Consider the following 20,939-nt stretch of genomic DNA (forward strand, 5'->3'; position numbering starts at 1 on the left):
GGTGTCGACTATTACGAGCTGATATTTATCGATGATGGACGCCGTGGCTCTCGACCGAAGCGACAAGACCTATCTATGCCCGGGGGAAACGCAGGCACACGCAGATGTGGGAGCGCTCGTCCGGTCGGGTCATTACCGTCGTCGCCGTCGCGCTGCTCGTCGTCGCGGCCGTTCCGGGGATCGGTGTACTCGCGTCCACGGAACGGTCGACGCCGCCGGCCCAGATGGCTCCGGGGCCGACCTTCCAGCAGGGAGTCGACACCGATTCGGTCCGACTGATCGTCGGGGTCGCGCCGAACGGCTCCGCGACCTGGACCGTCCAGTACTGGACCCGCCTCGACGACGAGAACACGACCGCCGCCTTCGAGTCGCTCCAGGAGGACATCCGGGCGAACCCCGCGAACTACTCCGACCGGTTCGCGTCGCGGATGCGTTCGACGGTGTCCGCGGCCGAGAACTCGACCGGTCGCGAGATGAACGCGAGCGGCTTCGCGGTGAGCGCCGAGACGCGGACCCCTCCGCAGTACGGCGTCGTCGCCTACACCTTCCAGTGGGACGGCTTCGCCGCCGTGGATGGCGACACCCTCCGGGTCGGGGACGCCATCGAGGGGCTCTTCCTGGACGAGCGGACCCGCCTCGTCGTGGAGTGGCCCGCGGAGTACACCACCGCCCGGGTGACGCCGGAGCCCGACGAGCGGCGGACCAACGCCGTCGTCTGGCGCGGCGCCGAGACGAGCTTCGTCTCCGGGGAGCCGATCATCGTCCTCGAACCCGCTCCGGAGACATCGGCGGCCGCCACGGCCACCCCGACCGCCGCGGGCGGCGACGGGGCGGGCGGCGACGGCGGCCCGTCGACCGCCGCGCCGGACGGCGGCCCCGGCCCCCTCCCCTTGCTCGGTCTCGGGCTGTTGGTCGCGCTCGTCGGCGGGGTCGCGTGGCGCTACCGCGACCGGCTCCGTGACGGTGCGTCCGGCCCCGCGGTTGACGTCGACGCCGCCGACGGGAGCGACGCCGTCGGAGCCGCCGCCGGAGCCGCCGGAGCCGCCCCCGAGTCGGAGCGGGAGGACCTCCTGAGCAACGAGGAGCGCGTCCTCCAGTTCGTCAGAGAGCAGGGTGGCCGGGTCAAACAACAGGAAATCGTCGAGGCGTTCGACTGGACCGAGGCCCGGACGAGCCAGATCGTCCGCGACCTGCGGGACGACGGATCGCTCGAAGGCTTCCGCCTCGGCCGGGAGAACGTCCTGAAACTCCCGGACGAGGAGTGATCTACGCATCCCCCGGGGGACGTGACGCCGTTCAGGCTCGACCTAAACACGGTTTAATCCGAGTTAACGGTGCTTCAGGTTCGTCGTAGTTTATCCACCCTAGTCACGTAGCGAAGGACAAGATGAGCAGGGACGTTCCGAACGTCGTCGTGTTCGCACTCGCCCTCGTCGCCGTCGTCGGCTCGGTGGCGGCGCCGGCGTCGGCGCTGGGGGCGCCCGATTCGCCCGCAGCCCCCGACACGGCGACCGACGAGGTGTCGCCACAGACGACCGACGCGGGGACCGACAACGAAACGACGACCGGCGGAGCCGCGGGGACCGACAACGCGTCCGTCGCGCCGGGGGAGCGACTCGCCGGCGTCATCGGCGTTCAGGGCGCCGAAATCGAGGGAGAGATCGGCGAACGGTCGCTGGCTATCCGCGTCGCGCGAGCCGAATCCAACGACTCGAAGGCGGCGGTGGTCGCGTCGGACGTCAACCGGATCCGCGACCGACTCGCCGACCTTCGCGAACGCCAGGATCGCCTCCGCGAGCGGCACCGATCCGGGGAGATTTCGACCGGTGAGTTCCGTTCCCGGATGGCCGTGATCAGTGCCCAGGTGCGCTCGCTCCAGACCCGGATCGAGGCGAACTCCGAGGTGTCGAACGAGCTTCCCGACGAAGCGCTCGAATCCTCCGGCGTGGAGCGGACCGAACTCGACCGACTGCGGGAGAACGCCGACGAAATGCAGGGTCCGGAGGTCGCCGAGATGGCCCGCGACATCGCCGGCGAGAACCCCGGTCGGGGGGTCGGTCCCGAGCGCGGCCCGGGCGAGTTGCCGGAGCCCGCACAGGGTGACGACGAGGACGACGAAGACGACGAGGACGACGAGGACGACGAGGACGACGAAGACGACGAGGGCAACGGCAACGGTGCAGGCTCTCCCGACGAGGCGGGCAACGACGATGACTCCGGTCCCCCGGACGAGGCCGGGAACGGCAACGGCCGGGAGGACGACTCGGGAAACGGTGACGGCCGTTCGGGCAACTCGGACGACTCGGGAAACGGTGACGGCCGTTCGGGCAACTCGGACGACTCGGGAAACGGTGACGGCCGTTCGGGCAACTCGGACGACTCGGGAAACGGTGACGGCCGTTCGGGCAACTCGGACGACTCGGGAAACGGTGACGGCCGTTCGGGCAACTCGGACGACTCGGGAAACGGTGACGGCCGTTCGGGCAACTCGGACAGCTCGGACGACTCGGACGGCTCGGACGACGACAGCTCCGGTGATGCCGGCGGCTCCGACGACGATGACAGTGCCGGTGGCAACGGGAACTCGGGCGGTTCGGGCGGATCCGACGATGGTGACAGTGCCGGTGGCGGTTCGGGCGGATCCGACGATGGTGACAGTGCCGGTGGCGGTTCGGGCGGATCCGACGATGGTGACAGTGCCGGTGGCGGCTCGGGCGGCTCGGGTGGTTCGGGCGACTCGGGTGGCTCGGGCGGTTCGGGTGGCTCGGGCGGTTCGGGTGGCTCGGGTGGCTCGGGCGGCTCGGGTGGTTCGGGCGGCTCGGGCGGCTCGGGCGGCAACGGCAACGCCGGGGGCAACCGATGACCGACGCGCCGTGCGTGCTGATCGCTGACGACGAACCCGCGCTGTTGGACCTCTATGCGACGTGGCTCGGCGACATCGACGCGGAGGTCGTCCGCGCGGGCTGCGGCGCGGCGGCGCTCGCCCACTGCGACGAGGGCGACGTCGACGTGGCGGTCCTCGACCGACATATGCCCCGCGTGTCCGGCGACGAGGTGCTCGACGCCCTCCGTGACGACCCCGCGGGTCCGCGGGTCGCGTTCGTGACGGCGGCGACGCCGGACGTCGATATCGTCGACCTCGACATCGACGCCTACCTCACCAAGCCGGTGTCCCGCGACGAGTTCGGGGACATGGTCGAGTCGTTGTTCCGTCGCGAGTCGCTCCCCGAGACGGTCGACCGGTACGTCGAGAAGCTCTCGAAGCGGGTGGCTCTGCTCGAATCGGAGTCGCAGTCGGTTCTCCAAGCCGATCCCATCTACAGCGCCTTCGAAGCCGAACTGTCGCGTCTCGCCTCGCGGATCGACTACCGCCCACTGGACGACCCGTACCTGAACCGCGCGCTCGCCGACGGCGGACGGGACGACTTCTCCGTCGACCCGTAACCTCCCGCGGCGACCGTCCGCGTTTTCGGTTCGTCGGCCGACTTACCGGCCATGGCGTACGATATCGTGTTTCTCCCGGCGGCGGGAGCCCGCCGCTTCCGGGGCCGTCGATCGGTCGGCCTCAGGTCCCGCCGCACCCGCCGTCGGGCGCGGTGCCGTCGGCTTCGGGAGCCACGTAGGTGGCCCGGAGGTGGTCGATGATCGCGTCGACGGTCTCCGGATCGTACGCCCAGAAGCCGTAGAACGAGCCCGGGAGCCGTTCCTCGGCCAGGAGCGCACACTTCGTGGCGTCGACGCCGCCGCCGTCGTAGGCGACGAACCACGAGTCGTGGATCTCCGTCGCCGTCGAGAGATGGAGGTTCGCCCCCCCGACGTCGCCCACGTCCTCGCGGCCCTCGGGATGTGCGTAGACGTGGATCGAGAGGTCACCCCGCTCGGCCAGGTGTGTGTACACGTCGGCCTGCGAGGCGAATCGGGCGCAGGTCTGGAACCCGGCGTGGAGTTCGCCGCTCGCGCCGCGCCAGGCGCGGTCCTCGATCTCCTTCGAGGCCGCCACCATCCGCTCGGTGTCGTAGGAGGTAAACAGCGTCTCGTCGAGTTCGTCGAGGACCGTCTCGTAGGTCTCCCGGGAGAACTCCGGGGTGACACCGCCCGTCGTCCCGAGGACGTCGCTCACGTCGATGGCGGCGAGGAAGTCGTCGTCGCGGCTCAACACCGCGTAGTTGTGGGGCCCCGCGTCGCTCTCGGTCCGTTCGATGGTGAGGTTGCGGTCGGCGAAGTGTTCGCGGAGCGCGGTCGCTACGCCCGCTTCCGGGTTGAACACCGTCAGCGTCTTTTCCTCCGCTTCGACCGCCGCGATGAGTTCGAACAGCCCCATTCGTCCCCGTAGACGGGCGGGCGCTATTTGTGCTTTTATCCCGTACACCGATCCGTGGCCGTGCCCCCGACGCGCTCCTTTTGTACGGCGACGGCGTACGGCCGGCGACGGATGACGGTCACCACGCTCCACCGCCCCGCCCACCGGGACGCGCTCACCCACCTCGAGGACGCCTTCCGTCGCGGCGACCTGATCACCGTCTTCGGGCGGTGTACCGTCGAATACGACGGCCGCGCGTCGAGCAGCCTCGGCCCCGGTGACCGACTTCTCTTGCTCAAACCCGACGGCTCGGCGCTCGTCCACACCGACGAGGGACGGACGCCGGTCAACTGGCAACCGCCGGGCTGTGACCACTTCGCGAGCGTTCGGGACGGCGGACTGCGCGTGCGGAGCGTCCGCCGATCGCCCGAGGAACTCCTCGACGTCCGGTTCGATCGGGTCCACCACCTCGCCGCCTACGACGTGACCGACCCCGACGAACTCGACTTGCAGGGGAGCGAGGCCGACCTCAAGGAACACGTCGTCGCCAACCCCGAGCGGATCGACCCCGGGTTCGAGCCGCTGGCGACGGAACGCGAGACCGACGCCGGCCCCGTCGACGTCTTCGGCGAAGACGCGGCGGGGCGGCCGGTGGCCGTCGAGTTGAAGCGCCGGCGGGTGGGGCCGGACGCCGTCGGTCAGCTCCGCCGCTACGTCGACGCGCTCGAACGCGAGTTCGGCGACGAGGCGTCGATCCGCGGCGTCCTCGTCGCGCCCTCCGTGACCGACCGGGCGGCGTCGCTACTGGAACGCGACGGGCTGGAGTTCGTCGCGCTCGATCCGGCGACCGGTCGCCCGCCCGACGACGCGACGTCGTAGCCCGAGCACCGACACGAACGACCGCCACGATACGACGACAGCGCCGTCAACCCTGCACCATCCCGGCGTTTAATGTACGTGGTCACGGAACCAACTGTCGATGGATCTCCACCACCGAACCGTCCGACAGGACGTCCGGGAACTGGGCGAACTCCTCGGCGACGTGCTGGAGGCACAGTCCTCCACGCAGGCGTTCGAAGCGGTCGAGGAGCTCCGCACCGCGGCCATCGACTACCGCGACGGGAGCCTGCCGTCGCGCGAGCCGCTGCGGACGACGCTCGGCTCGCTCGACTCCGACCTCGAAGGGGCGGCCGCACGGGCGTTCACGGCGTATTTCGAGCTCATCAACCTCGCGGAGGAGCGCGAACGGGTACGCGCCATCCGTCGCAGTTCCCAGGAGGGTGGACTGACGGACAGCCAGCGTGCGACGGTCGCCGCGCTCGTCGAAGCGGAGGCCGACGCCGAGACGGTCCAGCGGCTGCTCGACGACGTGCTCATCCAACCCACCTTCACCGCACACCCGACCGAGGCCCACCGGAAGACGATCAAGGCGAAACTCCGGACGATCACGACCCTGATCGAAGAACTCGACGAGCGCCGGCTGACCGACGCCGAGCGCCGACAGTCCTGGGACCGGCTGGAGGCGGAAGTGACGAGCCTGTGGCAGACCCCGCAGGTCCGCGACCGGGCGCCCGAACCCGAAGACGAGGCACGGAACGTCCAGTGGTACCTCGAGAACACCCTCTTCGACGTCGTCGGCGACGTGTACGCCGAACTCGAGGACACCCTCGGTGAGTCGTATCCGGAGGTGGACGTGCCCAAACTCTTCGAGTTCCGGTCGTGGGCGGGGAGCGACCGCGACGGCAACCCCTCGGTGACCGTCGACGTGACGAGCGAGACGCTCGACCGCCAGCGCTCCGTCGTCCTCTCGAATTACCGCGACGAGCTGAAGCGGCTCTCGGGGGTTCTCAGCCAGGACGCCGCCTGGATCACGCCCGGCGAGCGGTTCGAGGAGTCGCTCGTCGCCGACCGCGACCGGCTCCCGACCGTCGCCGCCGAAGCCGAGGAGCGGTACGCCCACGAGTTTTACCGCCAGAAGCTGAAGCTGATGCGCGAGCGACTCGAACGCGTCGGCGACGTGCGCCCCGGCGGCTACGCCGACGCCGACGAACTGGTCGACGACCTCGAAGCCATCGACGCGAGCCTACGGCTGAACGACGCCGAATCCATCGCCGACGCCTACGTCGCGCCGCTGATCCGGAAGGTGGACACCTTCGGGTTCTCGCTCGCGAGCCTGGATCTGCGCGACCACCAGCAGAACCACACCGAGGCGGTCGGCGAGTTGCTTGCCGGCGAGGGTATCGACTACCACGACCGCGACGAGGACGGCCGAGTCGAGGTGCTCACCGAGGCCATCCTCCAGGACGCCGACGTGGTCGACCTCGGCGACCCGGGCGACGTGAGCGACACGACCGAACGTGTCTGCCGGCGGTTCGAGGCGCTCCGGCGCTGGCAGCGGGAGTACGGCGCCGACGCCATCGACACCTACTGCATCAGCATGACCGAGGAGCCGAGTCACGTCCTCGAGGTGCTGTTCCTGGCGGACCAGGCCGACGTGGTCGACCTCCCGGAGTACAGCGGCCTCGACGTGGTGCCACTGCTGGAGACCGAGAGCGCCCTCGAGGGCGCCCGGCGTATCATGGGCACGCTGTTCGAGAACGAGGCGTACGCCGCGGCGCTCGACTGTCGGGGCGACACCCAGGAGATCATGCTCGGCTACTCGGACTCGAACAAGGAGAACGGCTTCCTGGCGGCCAACTGGGACCTCTACCGGAACCAGCGGCGTCTCGCCCGCATCACCGACGAGTTCGACGTGCAGATGCGCCTGTTCCACGGGCGCGGTGGCTCCATCTCCCGCGGCGGCGGCCCGATGCACGAGGCGATGCTCGCCCTGCCCGTCGAGACGGTCACCGGCGAGATCAAGTTCACCGAACAGGGCGAGGCCATCGCCGAGAAGTACGGCAACCCACGGATCGCCGAGCGGAACCTCGAACGGATGCTCGACGCCCAGATGCGCGCCCGTCACCAGTCGATGGACGGGCCGGCCAAGGAGACCCCCGACGCGTGGACCGAGGCGATGGAGACGATGGCTACGGCCGCCAGGGAGGCCTACAAGGACCTCCTCGAAACCGAGGGGTTCATTCCCTACTTCGAGACGGCGACCCCCATCACGGTCATCGAGGACCTCAATCTCGGGTCGCGGCCGGCCTCGCGCTCCGGCGACCGGACCGTCGAGGACCTTCGGGCCATCCCGTGGGTGTTCTCGTGGACGCAGTCCCGGTGTATCATCCCCGGGTGGTACGGCCTCGCGACCGGTATCGACGCCTATCTCGACGATGGCGGATCGATGGAGACGCTCCGGCGGATGTACGACCGCTGGCCGTTCTTCAAGACCACCCTCGACAACGCCGCCCAGTCGATGGCGCGGACGGACATGGAGATCGCGGAAGTGTACGCGGGACTGGCGCCCGCCGAGTTGCGCGACCGCTTCTTCCCGCGCATCAGCGGGGAGTACGAGCGCGCGGTCGAGCTCGCCCTGACGGTCTCGGACCGCGACGACCTGGTGCGCGAGGAGTGGCTCCGGAAGAGCCTCGATCGGCGCAACCCCTACGTCGATCCGCTGAACCTGCTGCAGACGCGACTGCTCGCCCGCGACGACCGCACCCCCTCCGAGGAGCGGACGCTCCGCCTGACGGTCAAGGGGATCGCCGCGGGGATGAAGAGCACCGGATAGGCGCCCGTTGCCGGCGTCGTACGGCATCGAAGGCTTTATTCGCCGCCTCGGCCTCGGCTACGACAAGTAATCATGACGGACAAACCGGCCTCCATGTACCGGGAACTCAGCAAGCGCCCGTACACGCGACGCGAGTACATCACGGGCATCCCGGGCTCCAAGATCGCACAGCACAACATGGGTAACCTCCAGACCGACCCCGACGACTACCCGGTCCACATCAGCCTCGAAGTCGAGGAGGAGTGTCAGATCCGCCACGGCGCGCTCGAAGCCTCCCGGCTGTCGGCCAACCGCCGTCTCCTGAAGGAGGTCGGCCAGGAGAACTACAAGATGGTGCTCCGGAAGTTCCCCCACCACGTCATCCGCGAGAACAAGCAGGCGACGGGCGCGGGCGCGGACCGTGTCTCCGACGGGATGCGACAGGCGTTCGGCAAGCCGGTCGGCACCGCCGCCCGCATCCAAGCGAACGAGACCGTCTTCACCTGTTACTGCGACCCCGAGGACGCCGCCACGGTGAAGGACGCGTTCCGCCGCTCGTACAACAAGATCTCGCCCCCCTGCCGCATCGTCGTCGAGAAGGGCGAGAAACTGCTGGTCGCCTGATCCGACCCTCGGACTTTTCTCCGCGCCACCGTCACTGAGGGTATGCTCCGCCTCGCGGTGACGACCCGCGCCGAGACCTTCGACCGGCTGTGCGACCCGCTCGCCGACCGGGGTATCGAGGTCGCACACCTCCCCGCGGAGGGGCGGACGATCGACCTCTCGGCGCCCCCGGACGAGCGGTTCGACGTCGGCTTCGTCTTCCCCTCGCGCACCCAGGCTGGCGCCGCCCTGTCGGCGCTCCACGACCTCGCGTGGGTGAACGGCCGCGAGGCGGTCCACACCTCGCGGAACAAGGGCGGCGTCCTCGCGACGCTCGGCGCGGCGGGCCTCCCCGTCCCCGAGACGACGATGGTCTCGAGTCCCGTCGACGCCGAGGCCGTCGCCGACGCCGCCGCCGACCTGTCGTGGCCGGTCGTCGTCAAGCCCAACTCCACGACCCGCGGGACGGGCGTGACGAAGGCGACGGACCTCGACTCGCTGCTCGGCGTGATCGACTACCTGGATCTGGTCCACGACTACCGCGCCACCGGCGACAAGACCTTCCTCCTCCAGGAGTACCTCCCCGACGCCCGCGACTACCGGGTGATGGTCGTCGACGGAGCGTACGCGGGGGCGGTGGAGCGGCGACTCCCCGAGACCGACCGGGCGGCGGGGCGGTGGAAACACAACGTCCACCGGGGGGCCGAGGCGGCTGGGGTGGACCTCGATCCGGCCCTCCGGCGGCTGGCCGAGCGGGCGGCCGACGCGCTCGACGTCCACTATCTGGGCGTGGACCTGCTGGTGACCGACGACCGGGCGGTCGTCGCGGAGACGAACGCGCGACCGACGGTCGACGCGGCGACGAAGTACGTCCCGGAGTTCTACGATCGGCTGGCGGCGTTGATCCGGCGGACCGCGGAGGCGTAACGCGGGACCGCGCTACTCGACGTCGATGGCGGCGGAGTCGCCGAGCTTGTCCATGGTGACCTCGAGGATGCCGTTGTTGAAGGTGGCCGAGGCGGAGTGCTCGTCGACGCGGGCGGGAAGGCGGACGCGCTCGTCGTACTCGCGGTGTGGAGACGCGGCGCTGATGGTGAGGGTCTTGCCGTCACACTTCAGCTCGATCCCCTCCTTCTCGACCCCAGGGAGGTCGGCGACGAGCCGCACCTGCCCCGACTCGTCGTAGACGTCGACGTGGGTCTCGGAGGAGAACCCGGAGCCATCGCCGACGGCGCCTCCCGTTCCCGTCATCTCGTTCATCATCCGTTCGATCTCGTCGAAGATGTCGCCGAACGGGTCGTCGCGGTCGTCGCCTCTCATGGACGACCGTAGACCGCTCCCGGTCAAAAACTTTCCGTCGCCGGTACCCACGGGGGGATTTCACACGCTCGTTCGGGCGGAATCGCCCGTTTGAAATACTCGACCTGCCATCCACGAGACGAGGCACATGTTCAAGACGCTCGACGATATCGGGTCCGGGAAACGCGTCCTCGTCCGCTTGGATCTCAACTCGCCGGTCGAGGACGGCATCGTCAAGGACAATCGGCGGTTCGCACGCCACGCCCGGACCGTGCGGGAACTCGTCGAGGCCGGACATCGTGTCGTCGTCATAGCCCACCAGGGCCGACCGGGCCGGGACTCCTTCGTCTCGCTCGACCAGCACGCGGACCTCCTCGCCGAGTACGTCGAGACACCCGTCGCATTCGTCGACGACGTCCACGGCGAGGCGGCCGTCGCGGCCATCCGCGACCTTGGCGCCGGCGAAGTGCTCCTGCTCGAGAACGTGCGGATGTGCGAGGACGAACTCCCGGAGAGATCCCCCACGGAACACGCCGACAGCGAGTTCGTCCGATCGCTCGCCCCCGAGTTCGACTGTTACGTGAACGACGCCTACTCGGCGGCCCACCGCTCGCACGCCTCGCTCGTCGGCTTCCCGCGCCACCTCCCCGCCTACGCCGGACGCGTCATGGAGGCGGAGTACGAGGCCAACACCAGCATCGCCAACCGGGAGTTCGACGGCCCAGTGACGATGGTGCTCGGCGGCGCGAAGGCCACCGACGTCATCGACGTGATGTCGGCCCTCGACGAGGGGGTCGACAACTACCTGCTCGGCGGCATCGTCGGCGAACTCTTCCTCCGGGCGGCCGGCTACGACGTGGGCTACGACGTGGGCGACGGCGAACTCTACGACCACCAGTGGGCGGACAACGAGGACCGCATCCGCGAGCTCCTCGCCGAGCGGGCCGATCGCATCCGTCTCCCCGTCGACTTGGCGTACGAACGCGACGAGGAACGGGCGGAGGTTCCCGTGGAGGGCGTCGAGAAGACCCAACCGCTGCTCGACGTGGGAGCGACCACCGTTGGCGACTACGGCGAGGTCATCGAGGACTCCGCGGCCGTCTTCGTGAAAGGCGCCCTCGGCGTGTTCGAGGACGAACGCTTCGCCGACGGCACCGTCGGCATCCTCGAATCCATCGCCTCGACGGACTGCTTTTCCGTCATCGGCGGTGGCGACACCTCCCGTGCGATCGAACTCTACGGCCTCGACGAGGACTACTTCTCTCACGTCTCCATCGCCGGCGGCGCCTACGTGCGGGCGCTCACCGGGCAGTCGCTTCCCGGCGTCGAGGCGCTGTCACGGGACGACTGATTTCCCGCTCCCGTCACTCTACTTCGACGGGTTTCTCGTCGGCCGCTTCCTCATCGACTGCCCCGTCCACGCCCGTCTCCTCGCGTGCGCCGGGAAGGTGCGCATCGATCGAGTACCCCAGCAACCGAAAGAGGAGGTACGCGCCGACGGCCGTGAGGAGCAGTTCGATCACGTAGAGTTCCAGCAGTTCGACGACCGACAGCTCGCCGAGAACGAGGCCCTCCGCGACCAGGAGGAACGCGAGCGTCGCGACGAGTATCAACACCGGCACGAACAACAACAGCAGGCCGACGACTACTAGCTTCCCCTGACGGATGGACTTCTTTCGTTTCATGTTCCCACGACTAGACACCCGAACGGCAAAAGTCACGCCGTCGTGACCGACGGCACGACCTTCGCCCCGGATCAGTAGTCGATGCCGACGCCCATCGCGTCCTCGGTGGTCGCCCTGCTCTCCGCGGCGTCGGCGCCGCCGGTGAGCGCCCGGACCGCGTCGACGTTCTCGGGCACCACGTCGCTCTCCTGGTGGATCGCCTGGAAGAGGTAGAGGTCGCGGCCCTCGACGGTGATCGACTCCGCCCAGATGCAGTTCTCCCAGAGGTCGCCACGGGGCCGGCCGGCGTCGTTCGCGAACTCCTTGAGCTTGCCCGAGCCGTCGATGTCGGCCGATTCGGGGATCAGGAACAGTCGGGACTCGTCGGCGAACAGCTCACGGACCGCGGCGGCGTCGGCCTCGCTCTCCAGCGTGACGTTGACGCTGTGGGTGTGCATCAGCGTCGCCGGCACCTTCATCCCGAGCGTGTCGATGTCGAGGTCGGGGAAGACGGTGTTCACGTCCGGTCCGTGGTGGGAGGGGATGGTCACCGGGTCGGGGAGGATGTCGTCGATCGGTCCGCGGCCGGTCTGTCCGGGGTCGCCCCCGCGACGGACCAACGTGACACGTGCCTTCCCGACGCCGTAGGCCTCCTCCAGCGGGGCGAGGATGCGGGATAGCCCCGTCGTGTTACAGGAGACCACGCGCGCGGAGTCGGCGCCGACGGCCTCGGCGTAGTTGGCGCGGGCGTTGAAGCTCACCTCGGCCACGTCCGCGTCCTCGCCGCCCTGGAAGACGGCCGGGGTGTCGTGGTCGCGGTAGAGCGAGCGGTTCTCGGCGCCGACGCCGGAGGGCGTACAGTCGACGACGACGTCCGCGGCGTCGACCAAGTCCTCGACTTCGCCGGCGAGGTCGAGTCCCGCCTCGCCGAACCGGTCGGCGCGCTCCGGGACGGCCGCGTAGAGGGGGTACCCCTTGCGCGCGGCCGCCTCCGCTTCGAAGTTCGGCCGCGTCTTGGCGACGCCGACGAGTTCCATGTCCGGCTGTGCCGTCACCGCGTCCGCGACGCGCTTGCCGATGGTTCCGTAGCCGTTGACGCCGACCTGTGTCATAGCGCGGAGTCGCGTAGCGACGGCAATAATCGTTTCGAGCCGCGGCGGGTCACCGGTAGGCCATCGCCTGTGCGACTTTCTCGCCGCGGTAGTACCCGGGAGCGGTCGCGACGGTCGCGGGCTTGATCTCCCCGTCGACCGCCCTGAGTCGGAACTCGACTTCCGGCAGCGGAATCCCCTCCTCCATGAGGCGCTCGAACCGCTCGCTCGCGTGTTCTCGGTCCTCCGGGTGGAGGAAGTCGGTGAACGTCGATCCCTCCAGGCCCGCGTGCGTGTCGGCGTTGAGGAAGTCGACGGCGGCGTCGTTCGAGTAGACCAACACGCCGTCGCGGTCGAAGACGATGATCGGGATGGGGGCCGTATCGACCAGGTTGTGGTACCGCTCCTCGGTGCGGCTCACCGCCGTCTCGGCGCGGAACGCCCGGACGCTGTTCTCGATCCGGTTGGCGAGAACGGTGTACTGGTCGGTGCCGCCTCCCTTCTGGAGGTACTCGGTGACGCCGGCGGAGATGGCTCGACTCGCGATTTCCTCCGAGCCACGGCCCGTGAAGAGGACGAAGGGGAGCTTCGGCCGTCCCGTGCGGACGGTCTCCAGAAACTCGATGCCGTTCCGGCCGGGCATGTCGTAATCGGAGACGATACAGTCCACGTCCGCCCCGTCGAGTTGGGCGAGTGCCTCGTCGACGGCCGTCGCCGTTTCGACCGTGATCCGCTCGTCGGCCCGTTCGAGGAACGTCGCCGTCATTTCCACGAACTCCGGATCGTCGTCGACGTGGAGCACGCGGATCGGGTCGACCATACTCGTGGTATGGTCCGGGAGCGAATAGTGCTTTTGTCCTCCGTCCCCCCGCTCTCACGCGGGCGGAGGGCAAGGGATAACCCCGCCGCGTGCGTCCGTTCTCCCATGTCCGACGCGCTCCGAGAGGCCGCCGAGACGGCGGTCCACCAGTGCATGGCCCTGGAGGCCGGCGAGTCCTGTGCCGTCGTCACCGACGACGAGCGCCGCCACATCGGCGACACCCTCTACGAAGTCGCCCGCGACGTGACCGACGACGCGGTCGTCCTCCGGTACCCGCCGGGCGAGCAACACGGCACCGAACCGCCCGCCCCGGTGGCGGCGGCGATGGCCGACGCGGACGTGGTGCTCGCACCGACGACGAAGAGCCTGAGCCACACCCGGGCCCGGAAGCACGCGGCCGACGCCGGCGCCCGCGTCGCGACCCTTCCGGGGATCACCGAGGACGTGATGATCGCGGGCCTGGACGCCGACTACGCGGCCATCGCCCGGCACTGCCGGGAGGTACACGCCCGCGTCGCGGACGCCGACGAGATCAGGGTGACCACGCCCGCCGGCACCGACCTCACGGTCGAACCCGGCGACCGGGAGTGGCTCACCGACACCGGGATGGTCCACGAGGGCGGCGACTTCTCGAACCTGCCGGCCGGCGAGGTGTTCGTCAGCCCCGAGACGGCCGCGGGGACCTACGTCGTCGACGGGACGATGATGCCCCACGGGCTGATCGAGGAGCCGATCCGGTTCGAGGTCGAGGACGGCTACGTCACTCACATCTCCGACGACGCCGTCCGGGAGCAAGTCGAAGCGGGCCGCGAGCAGGTCGGCCGGGACGCCGCCAACCTCGCGGAACTCGGCATCGGTACCAACGTCGGCGTGACCGACCTCGTCGGCTCCGTCCTCCTGGACGAGAAGGCCGCGGGGACCGTCCACGTCGCCATCGGCGACGACGCGAGCATCGGTGGCGACGTCGAGGCACCGCTTCACCTCGACGGAATCCTTCGGGAGCCGACGGTGTACGCGGACGGGGAGGTCGTAGACCTCCCGGAAACCGAGCGGTGAAACCGCGAGGTGGGACGGAAGCGGAACTTCCGACGGTCGAGTAGGGGGCTGAGACCGTCGCCCGCCGTCAGGGTTCGGCGTCCTCGTCCAGGGTTTCCTCGCCGTCGAGGAACCCGTGGTAGGGGCAGACGTACTCGTCGCGGATGATCTGTTCGTCGACGATTTCGAGGCCGAGTTCGTCGAGTTCGCCGGCGATCCGGTTGAGGTCGTCGTGGGTCTTTCCGATGGCGTTGACGTACACGTTCCGCTTGCCGGTCATGATCTCGCGGACGGCCGTGACCCCGTTGACCTTCCGGGCCGCGTTCGCGAGCGTGTCCCGCTCCGTTACCGGCGCCGTACAGATGATCTTCGTGTACAGTGGGTACCCCGCCAGGTCGTAGTCGATGTCGATGTGATACCCTCGAATGATCCCGCTCTCCTCCAGTTTACCGAGTCGCGTCCGCACGGTGCTCGGGGACAGGTCGAGTTTCTCCGCGATGTCGCTCGACGACGTCCGCCGGGCGTCCTGCTGGAGATAGTAGAGGATGGAGCGATCGATGGCATCCAGTTCCCCGTCTTTCATGACTGTTCCCTCTCGTCACCGCGACTTATGCGTGTCCGTCACACCGGCCGACGGCGACGGCCTCGTCCGTGGCCACCTCCTCCGCAGCCCGGTAACGGTATCGGGAATATTGACGAACTATTTTGACGGATCGTTGATTAGACCGGCTAGTTTATGTGGTTCCGTGATATAATTGGGATGTGACCACGTCGCTGCGACGACCGACGCCTGCCAGCCACGAGCCCATGAAAATACGCTCACTCCGACGTTCGACCGACGAAACGACCGACGACGGCTCCGGGGTCGACTTCTGTGTCCTCGGGGGCGGTCCCGTCGCCGCAGCCATCGCCCGCTCCCTCCACGCGGACGGGCACCTCGTCACGGCCGTCGACGAGGGGTCCGACGGTGCGGCCGACCACCGTGTCGTCCGCGGCGATCCGACGGATCTCCAGCAGTTGGCGGCGGCCGATATCGGCGACGGCTCGACGGTGATCGTCGCGACACCCCGGGACGAACGAAACCTCCTCCTCGCCCAACTCGTCCGGACTCACTTCGGCGTCGCCGACGTCGTCGTCCGGGTGAACGACCCCGACCGTCACGACGTCGTCGCCGCCGCCGGCCACGATCCGTTCTGTGTGTCGACCGCCCTCTCGACCGCCCTCGTGGACGAACTGACGCGACCGGTACGCGAAAACGCATGAAGGAACTCGAACGCGACCTCGGCCTCCCGTCGGTCCTCGCGATCAGCATCGGCGCGATGATCGGCAGCGGCATCTTCATTCTGCCCGCGCTCGCGCTCGAAATCGCCGGCCCCGCCGTCGTCCTCGCGTACCTGCTCGCGGGACTGCTGGTGGTTCCGGCCGCACTCTCGAAATCGGAGATGGCCACCGCGATGCCCGAGGCGGGCGGGACCTACATCTACATCGAGCGCGGCATGGGCCCGCTGCTCGGCACCGTCGCCGGCGTCGGCACCTGGTTCTCGCTCTCGTTCAAGGGTGCGCTCGCGCTCGTCGGCGGCGTCCCCTACCTGCTCCTGCTGTTCGACCTGCCGCTGAAACCGGTCGCACTCGGACTGGCGGCGGTCCTGATCCTGGTGAACCTCGTCGGCGCGAAACAGACCGGCCGCCTCCAGGTCGCCATCGTCGTCGTCATGCTGGCGGCGCTCGGCTGGTTCGCCGCCGGAAGCGCTCCGGCCGTACAGTCGGCCAACTACGTGGACTTCTTCGGCTCCGGGTTCGGGGGTCTGTTGGCCGCGACCGGTCTCGTGTTCGTCTCCTACGCCGGCGTCACCAAGGTGGCGAGCATCGCCGAGGAGGTCGAGGATCCCGGCCGGAACATCCCGCTCGGCATCCTCGGGTCGCTCGCGTTCACGACCGTCCTGTACGTGGCCATCGTCGCCGTCCTCGTCGGGATCACCGACCCCGGAAGCGTCGCCGGGTCGCTGACGCCGGTGGCCGTCGCCGCCGAGGTGACCCTCGGCGAGGCGGGTGTCGTCGCCGTCATCCTCGCGGCCATCCTCGCGCTCGTCTCGACGGCCAACGCCGGCATCCTCTCCTCGTCGCGGTACCCCTTCGCGATGAGCCGGGACAAGTTGGCGCCGCCGTCGCTCTCGGGCGTCAGCGACCGGTTCGGGACGCCGGTCACCTCGATCACGCTCACGGGTGTGGTGTTGCTCGCGCTCATCGCCTTCGTCCCGATACTCGAGATCGCGAAACTGGCGAGCGCCTTCCAGATCATCGTCTTCGCCCTGATCAACGTCGCGGTCGTCGCCTTCCGCGAGGGGAACGCCGACTACGACCCCGAGTTCACGTCGCCGCTGTACCCCTGGATGCAGATCTTCGGCGCCATCACGGGCGTGCTCCTGTTGACACAGATGGGAGCCGTCGCGCTCCTCGGCGCCCTCGTGATCACGGTCGGGAGCGTCGTCTGGTACTTCGTCTACGTCCGCCCGCGGGTGCGCCGCGAGGGCGTCGCGACGGACGCGATCCGGCGACAGGTCGGACGGAACGCGCTCGCCGATGTCGAGTCCGCCGCCACCGAGGACACCCACGAGGTGCTCGTCGCGCTGACGAAGGCCGTCGGCGCGGAGCGGGAACGCTCCCTCGTCGCGCTGGCGGCGGACGTCGTCCGGCCACACGACGGGCGCGTGGTCGTCGTTCGGTTCGAGGAGATCCCCGACCAGGCCCCGCTCACCGAGAACGCCACCGTCCAGTCGGCGGCCGATCGCACCTTCGAGGCCCGGGTCGAAGCCCTCGGCGCGGAGTTCGACGTCGCGGTCGAGGCCGACGAGGTGGTCAGCCACGACACCAAACACGCCGTCGTCAACTTCGCCGATCACCACGGCATGGACGCGATCCTCGCCGAACACGAACCGCTCCGCCTCCGATCACGGCTGCTCGGCGACCCCGTCGACTGGGTCGTCCGGCACGCGTCCTGTGACGTGTTCCTCGTCGACAACGTCGGCTACGACGCCCCGACCCACGTCGCCCTCTCCGGGGACGGCGGGCCGTACGACTCGCGGGCCGTGGCGCTGGCCGACGCCGTCGCCACCGCGAACGACGGTCGGATCTCGCTCTGGTACCCCGACGACGGGGGGACGGACCGACACAGCCGCACGATGGACGACTACCAGTCCGAGCTGTCGTCGCTGCTGTCGGTCCCCGTCCGCTCCGAGACGCTCCGCACCGACGGCGGGAACCTCGCGTCCCCGGACCTGCTCGTGCGCACCGGCGCCGACCACCGGCTCCGGAACGCCCTGTTCGACGACCGGCCGACGGTCCCGAGTCCGGGCTGTACGACCGTCACCGTCTACCCGCAGGCGGACCGCCGACCGCCGTTCGCCCGACGGCTGCTCGAACGGTTCGTCTTCTGATCCCGTCGGCGGGCACGTCGACGGCCGTCGTCGGAAGGGCGGATTTTTACCGCCTGACCGGCTACGTCGAGCCATGAGCCATCCCGGCCCCGACGCGGGTGACCGCGTCGCACTCGCCTGTCCCTCCTGTTCGACGACGGAACCGACCGTCCACGAGGTGTTGAAACCCGGCGGTCACGTCACCGTCCGGTGTACGGCCTGCGACCACGTCCACAAGGAGCGGTACGACCCGCCCCGCGAGGTCGAACTCGACGTGATCGTCTCACAGGACGACGAGTCGCTGTCGACGACCGTCGACGCGCCACCCGCCGATACGGTCGCCGTGGGCGACGAGTTCGTCGTCGACACGGCCGAGGCGATCATGCAGGTGCGGATCACCTCGATCGAAGTCGGCGGCGACACCCGCGCCGAGGAGGCGACGGTCGAGGACGTCGCGACGCTGTGGACCCGCGCCGTCGACAACGTCCGCGTCAACGTGACCGTCCACCCGAACGACGGGCGGCGTGACGACTCCCGAAGCGTCACCGTCTCGGTGCCCGGCGATCACGAGTTCGTCGTCGGCGAGACGGCGGCGTTCGGCGACGAGGAGTTCGAGATCACCGGCGTCCAGGTGCGTGACGACGCCCCCGAGTACCGCTTCGAGAAACTCGACCACGACGGCGACTCCGTGTTCGCGAAGGACACGAAGCGGGTGTACGGCCGTGACGTCACCTCCGCCGCGTGGTCGGCGTGGTGACGGGCGGGATGCCCACCGACTTCGACCGCGCCCGCGACGCCCTCGCCGACCGCCTGATCGAGGCGGGGCGGATCGAGCGCCCCGAGACCGAACGGGCGATGCGAGCCGTCCCCCGCCACGAGTTCGTGCCCGACGAGCGCCGCGACGCGGCCTACCACGACCGGCCCCTCCCGATCGGGGAGGGACAGACGATCAGCGCCCCGCACATGGTGGCGACGATGACGGACCTGCTCGCGCCCGACTCCGGCGACGACGTCCTGGAGATCGGCACCGGCTGTGGCTACCACGCCGCGGTGACGAGCGAGGTCATCGGCGACGGGACCGTCTACAGCGTCGAGTACGAACCCGCCCTCGCCCGCGAGGCGCGCGACCGACTCGACCGCCTGGGCTACGGTGACGACGTTCGCGTCCGCGTGGGCGACGGCCGCGACGGCTGGCCGGAACACGCTCCCTACGACGGGGCGTATCTCACGTGTGCGCCCGCGTCGCTCCCCGAACCCGTCGTCGAGCAGGTGCGTCCCGGCGGCCGGATCGTCGGCCCGGTCGGCCGCGGGCGGCAGGTACTCGTCAGCCTGACCCGGCGGGCCGACGGCGGCGTCGACCGCGAGACCCACGGCGCGGTGCGGTTCGTCTCCATGCAGGGCGACGACTGAGCGGCCGCGACCGTCCGTGAATCCCGACGACAGGCGGGGTAATTCCTATCGGTCGAGAATCACGACCCGCCTTTTATCAACGTTCCGTTGTAGCCAGTGAGGAGATGAGTGGGGCCACGACCCGCCAATCGACTGCCCAGGCGTTCGATCTGCAAAGCGTTCTCGAAGCGTTCAACCTCCCTTCGTTCGCACTCGATGCGTCGGGAACGGTCGTCGCGTGGGATCGACAGATCGCCGATCTGCTCGGCGTCCCCGCGGACGACATCGTCGGCGAACGCGAACTCGGGAGCCAGGTTTACGCGGACGAGACGAAACTGACGCTGGCGGAGAAGGTCCTCGAAGCGCCGGCCGAGACACACGTCGCGTACGAGGACGTCGAACTGGCCGACGAGGAGTACGCGCTCCTCAGTAGCGAGGCCGGTAACGTCTACGAGGACAAGAGTACGCTTCGCGGACGGGACATCTGGTTCATCGCCGCACCGATCTTCGCGGACGACGGCGACGGCCTGACCGGCGTCATCGAGATCGTTCAGGATATCTCCGAGTCGGCCCGCCACCAGCGCGAGCTAGAGGAGTTGTTCGACGCACTCATCGAGACGATGAGTGCCTACGAGACGGGAACGTTCGACGCGACCGTCGAGTTCGACACGGCGGAGACGATCCTCGAAGACGACTTCCTCCGCATCATCGACAACGTCGACCGGATGGGAGCACGGATCGAGGCGTTGATCGAGGAGATCGAGGTGGATATCGCGGAACTCGACCGGGCCGCGGACGACGTCGCGACCTCCGCCCAGCAGATCAACGATCTGACGAGCGAACAGGCCGACGACATCACCCGCATCTCGTCGGAGGTCAGCAATCTGAGTGCGACCGTCGAGGAGGTCGCCTCGACGGCCGAGCAGGTCGCGGAGACGAGCACTCGCGCCGAGCGACTCGCGGATCGCGGGAGCGACTCAGCGCGGGAGGCGATGACTGTCATGGAGACCGTCGGCGACTCGGCCGACGACGTTGCCGAAGACGTCGACGCCCTCCGCGGACGGATGGCCGAGATCGACGAGATCGTCGACGTCATCAACGACCTGGCGGAGCAGACCAACATCCTCGCGCTGAACGCCTCCATCGAGGCGGCGCGGGCCGGCGAGGCCGGCGAGGGGTTCGCCGTCGTCGCCGACGAGGTCAAGAGCCTCGCCGAGCGTTCCCAGAACCACGCCGGCGAGATCGAGGAGATGGTGGCCGAGATTCGCTCCGAGACGGATCGCACGATGTCGAACCTCCAGGAGACGACCGACCGCCTCGACGGCGGCGTCGACCAGGTCGAGGAGGCGATGGCCCGCTTCGAGGACATCGCGGAAGCGGTCACCGAGGCCTCCGACGGCATCACCCAGGTCGCAGACGCGACCGACGAACAGGCCGCGAGCGCCGAGGAGATCGCGAGCATGGTCGATCAGGCTGCGAGCAAGGCCGACACCGTGTCGGACTCGGTCGCGGACATCGTCGCCAGTACCGAGGAGCAAGCCGCGATGGTCTCGGAGATCGACGGGAGCGTCTCGGAACTGACCAGCGACGAGTGAGTCCCCGACCGTCGGCCGTCCCCGTCCCGGTCGTCCCCGGTTTCAATAGATGCATAAGCACCCGTTCCGTTGTCCCGA

The 20,939-nt window shown here is 69.0% G+C and carries 20 protein-coding genes; 14 read left to right on the plus strand and 6 right to left on the minus strand.

Annotation, left to right across the window (positions count from 1 at the left end; all coding sequences use genetic code 11):
- Positions 1 to 104: 104 nt before the first annotated feature.
- The 3 genes from EI982_RS13955 to EI982_RS13965 all read left to right on the plus strand — a co-directional run bounded on the left by EI982_RS13955 (position 105) and on the right by EI982_RS13965 (position 3,444).
- A complete protein-coding gene (locus tag EI982_RS13955) occupies positions 105 to 1,265 on the plus strand; it encodes a helix-turn-helix transcriptional regulator (protein WP_157690271.1) in 1,161 nt (386 codons plus the stop codon).
- A 122-nt stretch (positions 1,266 to 1,387) separates the two neighbouring features.
- Positions 1,388 to 2,863 (plus strand): DUF7096 domain-containing protein, encoded by a 1,476-nt coding sequence (locus EI982_RS13960; RefSeq protein WP_157690272.1) that lies wholly within the window; start codon positions 1,388 to 1,390, stop codon positions 2,861 to 2,863.
- Entirely contained in the window at positions 2,860 to 3,444 is a 585-nt protein-coding gene (locus EI982_RS13965) for a response regulator transcription factor (RefSeq protein WP_157690273.1), read from the plus strand. Before EI982_RS13960 ends, EI982_RS13965 begins: the two co-directional genes overlap by 4 nt.
- 121 nt (positions 3,445 to 3,565) lie before the next feature.
- Here EI982_RS13965 and EI982_RS13970 read toward each other — a convergent pair whose 3' ends face one another.
- A complete protein-coding gene (locus EI982_RS13970; protein WP_157690274.1) occupies positions 3,566 to 4,321 on the minus strand; it encodes a DICT sensory domain-containing protein in 756 nt (251 codons plus the stop codon).
- A gap of 111 nt (positions 4,322 to 4,432) precedes the next feature.
- Here EI982_RS13970 and nucS point away from each other — a divergent pair, with 111 nt between their 5' ends.
- The 4 genes from nucS (at position 4,433) to EI982_RS13990 (ending at position 9,482) form a co-directional block, all read left to right on the plus strand.
- Positions 4,433 to 5,179, plus strand: a complete 747-nt coding sequence (nucS, locus tag EI982_RS13975) for an endonuclease NucS (protein WP_157690275.1) — start codon at positions 4,433 to 4,435, stop codon at positions 5,177 to 5,179.
- Positions 5,180 to 5,279: 100 nt separating this feature from the next.
- Complete coding sequence (ppc, locus tag EI982_RS13980; protein ID WP_157690276.1) at positions 5,280 to 7,973, plus strand: phosphoenolpyruvate carboxylase; 2,694 nt, start codon at positions 5,280 to 5,282, stop codon at positions 7,971 to 7,973.
- 72 nt (positions 7,974 to 8,045) lie between these two features.
- On the plus strand, positions 8,046 to 8,576 hold the full coding sequence (locus EI982_RS13985; protein ID WP_157690277.1) for a 50S ribosomal protein L16: 531 nt from the start codon (positions 8,046 to 8,048) through the stop codon (positions 8,574 to 8,576).
- Positions 8,577 to 8,618: 42 nt separating this feature from the next.
- Positions 8,619 to 9,482, plus strand: a complete 864-nt coding sequence (locus EI982_RS13990; protein WP_157690278.1) for an ATP-grasp domain-containing protein — start codon at positions 8,619 to 8,621, stop codon at positions 9,480 to 9,482.
- Between the two features lie 12 nt (positions 9,483 to 9,494).
- On the opposite strand, the gene EI982_RS13995 is transcribed toward EI982_RS13990, so the two are convergent.
- Complete coding sequence (locus tag EI982_RS13995) at positions 9,495 to 9,875, minus strand: Hsp20/alpha crystallin family protein (protein WP_157690279.1); 381 nt, start codon at positions 9,873 to 9,875, stop codon at positions 9,495 to 9,497.
- A gap of 127 nt (positions 9,876 to 10,002) precedes the next feature.
- Between EI982_RS13995 and EI982_RS14000 the strand changes: the two genes are divergently transcribed.
- Positions 10,003 to 11,205, plus strand: coding sequence for a phosphoglycerate kinase (locus EI982_RS14000; RefSeq protein ID WP_157690280.1), 1,203 nt, complete (start codon positions 10,003 to 10,005; stop codon positions 11,203 to 11,205).
- A 13-nt stretch (positions 11,206 to 11,218) separates the two neighbouring features.
- Here EI982_RS14000 and EI982_RS14005 read toward each other — a convergent pair whose 3' ends face one another.
- The 3 genes from EI982_RS14005 to EI982_RS14015 form a co-directional block, all read right to left on the minus strand.
- Positions 11,219 to 11,539 carry a hypothetical protein gene (locus tag EI982_RS14005; protein WP_199243642.1) on the minus strand — a complete coding sequence of 107 codons (321 nt, stop codon included), beginning with the start codon at positions 11,537 to 11,539 and terminating at the stop codon, positions 11,219 to 11,221.
- A 71-nt stretch (positions 11,540 to 11,610) separates the two neighbouring features.
- Positions 11,611 to 12,630 carry a type II glyceraldehyde-3-phosphate dehydrogenase gene (locus EI982_RS14010; RefSeq protein ID WP_157690281.1) on the minus strand — a complete coding sequence of 340 codons (1,020 nt, stop codon included), beginning with the start codon at positions 12,628 to 12,630 and terminating at the stop codon, positions 11,611 to 11,613.
- A 49-nt stretch (positions 12,631 to 12,679) separates the two neighbouring features.
- The gene (locus tag EI982_RS14015; RefSeq protein ID WP_157690282.1) at positions 12,680 to 13,429 is read right to left on the minus strand and encodes a response regulator; all 750 of its coding nucleotides are present in this window, start codon (positions 13,427 to 13,429) and stop codon (positions 12,680 to 12,682) included.
- Positions 13,430 to 13,534: 105 nt separating this feature from the next.
- Here EI982_RS14015 and EI982_RS14020 point away from each other — a divergent pair, with 105 nt between their 5' ends.
- On the plus strand, positions 13,535 to 14,485 hold the full coding sequence (locus EI982_RS14020) for an aminopeptidase (RefSeq protein ID WP_157690283.1): 951 nt from the start codon (positions 13,535 to 13,537) through the stop codon (positions 14,483 to 14,485).
- A 67-nt stretch (positions 14,486 to 14,552) separates the two neighbouring features.
- On the opposite strand, the gene EI982_RS14025 is transcribed toward EI982_RS14020, so the two are convergent.
- Positions 14,553 to 15,047: an Lrp/AsnC family transcriptional regulator gene (locus tag EI982_RS14025; RefSeq protein WP_157690284.1), complete on the minus strand. Its 495-nt coding sequence runs from the start codon at positions 15,045 to 15,047 to the stop codon at positions 14,553 to 14,555.
- Between the two features lie 224 nt (positions 15,048 to 15,271).
- Between EI982_RS14025 and EI982_RS14030 the strand changes: the two genes are divergently transcribed.
- From EI982_RS14030 to EI982_RS14050, 5 genes are all read left to right on the plus strand, one after another.
- The gene (locus tag EI982_RS14030; protein WP_157690285.1) at positions 15,272 to 15,727 is read left to right on the plus strand and encodes an NAD-binding protein; all 456 of its coding nucleotides are present in this window, start codon (positions 15,272 to 15,274) and stop codon (positions 15,725 to 15,727) included.
- Positions 15,724 to 17,898 carry an amino acid permease gene (locus EI982_RS14035; RefSeq protein WP_157690286.1) on the plus strand — a complete coding sequence of 725 codons (2,175 nt, stop codon included), beginning with the start codon at positions 15,724 to 15,726 and terminating at the stop codon, positions 17,896 to 17,898. The genes EI982_RS14030 and EI982_RS14035 overlap by 4 nt, the downstream gene beginning before the upstream one ends.
- A 73-nt stretch (positions 17,899 to 17,971) precedes the next feature.
- Complete coding sequence (locus EI982_RS14040) at positions 17,972 to 18,634, plus strand: HVO_0476 family zinc finger protein (RefSeq protein ID WP_157690287.1); 663 nt, start codon at positions 17,972 to 17,974, stop codon at positions 18,632 to 18,634.
- 8 nt (positions 18,635 to 18,642) lie between these two features.
- Complete coding sequence (locus EI982_RS14045; protein WP_157691232.1) at positions 18,643 to 19,287, plus strand: protein-L-isoaspartate(D-aspartate) O-methyltransferase; 645 nt, start codon at positions 18,643 to 18,645, stop codon at positions 19,285 to 19,287.
- A 104-nt stretch (positions 19,288 to 19,391) separates the two neighbouring features.
- Positions 19,392 to 20,861, plus strand: coding sequence for a methyl-accepting chemotaxis protein (locus EI982_RS14050; RefSeq protein ID WP_157690288.1), 1,470 nt, complete (start codon positions 19,392 to 19,394; stop codon positions 20,859 to 20,861).
- The last annotated feature ends 78 nt before the right edge of the window (positions 20,862 to 20,939 follow it).

The sequence above is a fragment of the Haloplanus salinarum genome (assembly GCF_009762275.1).
Classification (GTDB): Archaea; Halobacteriota; Halobacteria; order Halobacteriales; family Haloferacaceae; genus Haloplanus; species Haloplanus salinarum.

What these genes read in the sequence shown, in the direction of transcription:
- EI982_RS13955 (WP_157690271.1), top strand. Translation starts at nt 105, where the DNA reads ATGTGGGAGCGCTCGTCCGGTCGGGTCATTACCGTCGTCGCCGTCGCG.
- EI982_RS13960 (WP_157690272.1), top strand. Translation starts at nt 1,388, where the DNA reads ATGAGCAGGGACGTTCCGAACGTCGTCGTGTTCGCACTCGCCCTCGTC.
- EI982_RS13965 (WP_157690273.1), top strand. Translation starts at nt 2,860, where the DNA reads ATGACCGACGCGCCGTGCGTGCTGATCGCTGACGACGAACCCGCGCTG.
- EI982_RS13970 (WP_157690274.1), bottom strand. Translation starts at nt 4,321, where the DNA reads ATGGGGCTGTTCGAACTCATCGCGGCGGTCGAAGCGGAGGAAAAGACG.
- nucS (WP_157690275.1), top strand. Translation starts at nt 4,433, where the DNA reads ATGACGGTCACCACGCTCCACCGCCCCGCCCACCGGGACGCGCTCACC.
- ppc (WP_157690276.1), top strand. Translation starts at nt 5,280, where the DNA reads ATGGATCTCCACCACCGAACCGTCCGACAGGACGTCCGGGAACTGGGC.
- EI982_RS13985 (WP_157690277.1), top strand. Translation starts at nt 8,046, where the DNA reads ATGACGGACAAACCGGCCTCCATGTACCGGGAACTCAGCAAGCGCCCG.
- EI982_RS13990 (WP_157690278.1), top strand. Translation starts at nt 8,619, where the DNA reads ATGCTCCGCCTCGCGGTGACGACCCGCGCCGAGACCTTCGACCGGCTG.
- EI982_RS13995 (WP_157690279.1), bottom strand. Translation starts at nt 9,875, where the DNA reads ATGAGAGGCGACGACCGCGACGACCCGTTCGGCGACATCTTCGACGAG.
- EI982_RS14000 (WP_157690280.1), top strand. Translation starts at nt 10,003, where the DNA reads ATGTTCAAGACGCTCGACGATATCGGGTCCGGGAAACGCGTCCTCGTC.
- EI982_RS14005 (WP_199243642.1), bottom strand. Translation starts at nt 11,539, where the DNA reads ATGAAACGAAAGAAGTCCATCCGTCAGGGGAAGCTAGTAGTCGTCGGC.
- EI982_RS14010 (WP_157690281.1), bottom strand. Translation starts at nt 12,630, where the DNA reads ATGACACAGGTCGGCGTCAACGGCTACGGAACCATCGGCAAGCGCGTC.
- EI982_RS14015 (WP_157690282.1), bottom strand. Translation starts at nt 13,429, where the DNA reads ATGGTCGACCCGATCCGCGTGCTCCACGTCGACGACGATCCGGAGTTC.
- EI982_RS14020 (WP_157690283.1), top strand. Translation starts at nt 13,535, where the DNA reads ATGTCCGACGCGCTCCGAGAGGCCGCCGAGACGGCGGTCCACCAGTGC.
- EI982_RS14025 (WP_157690284.1), bottom strand. Translation starts at nt 15,047, where the DNA reads ATGAAAGACGGGGAACTGGATGCCATCGATCGCTCCATCCTCTACTAT.
- EI982_RS14030 (WP_157690285.1), top strand. Translation starts at nt 15,272, where the DNA reads ATGAAAATACGCTCACTCCGACGTTCGACCGACGAAACGACCGACGAC.
- EI982_RS14035 (WP_157690286.1), top strand. Translation starts at nt 15,724, where the DNA reads ATGAAGGAACTCGAACGCGACCTCGGCCTCCCGTCGGTCCTCGCGATC.
- EI982_RS14040 (WP_157690287.1), top strand. Translation starts at nt 17,972, where the DNA reads ATGAGCCATCCCGGCCCCGACGCGGGTGACCGCGTCGCACTCGCCTGT.
- EI982_RS14045 (WP_157691232.1), top strand. Translation starts at nt 18,643, where the DNA reads ATGCCCACCGACTTCGACCGCGCCCGCGACGCCCTCGCCGACCGCCTG.
- EI982_RS14050 (WP_157690288.1), top strand. Translation starts at nt 19,392, where the DNA reads ATGAGTGGGGCCACGACCCGCCAATCGACTGCCCAGGCGTTCGATCTG.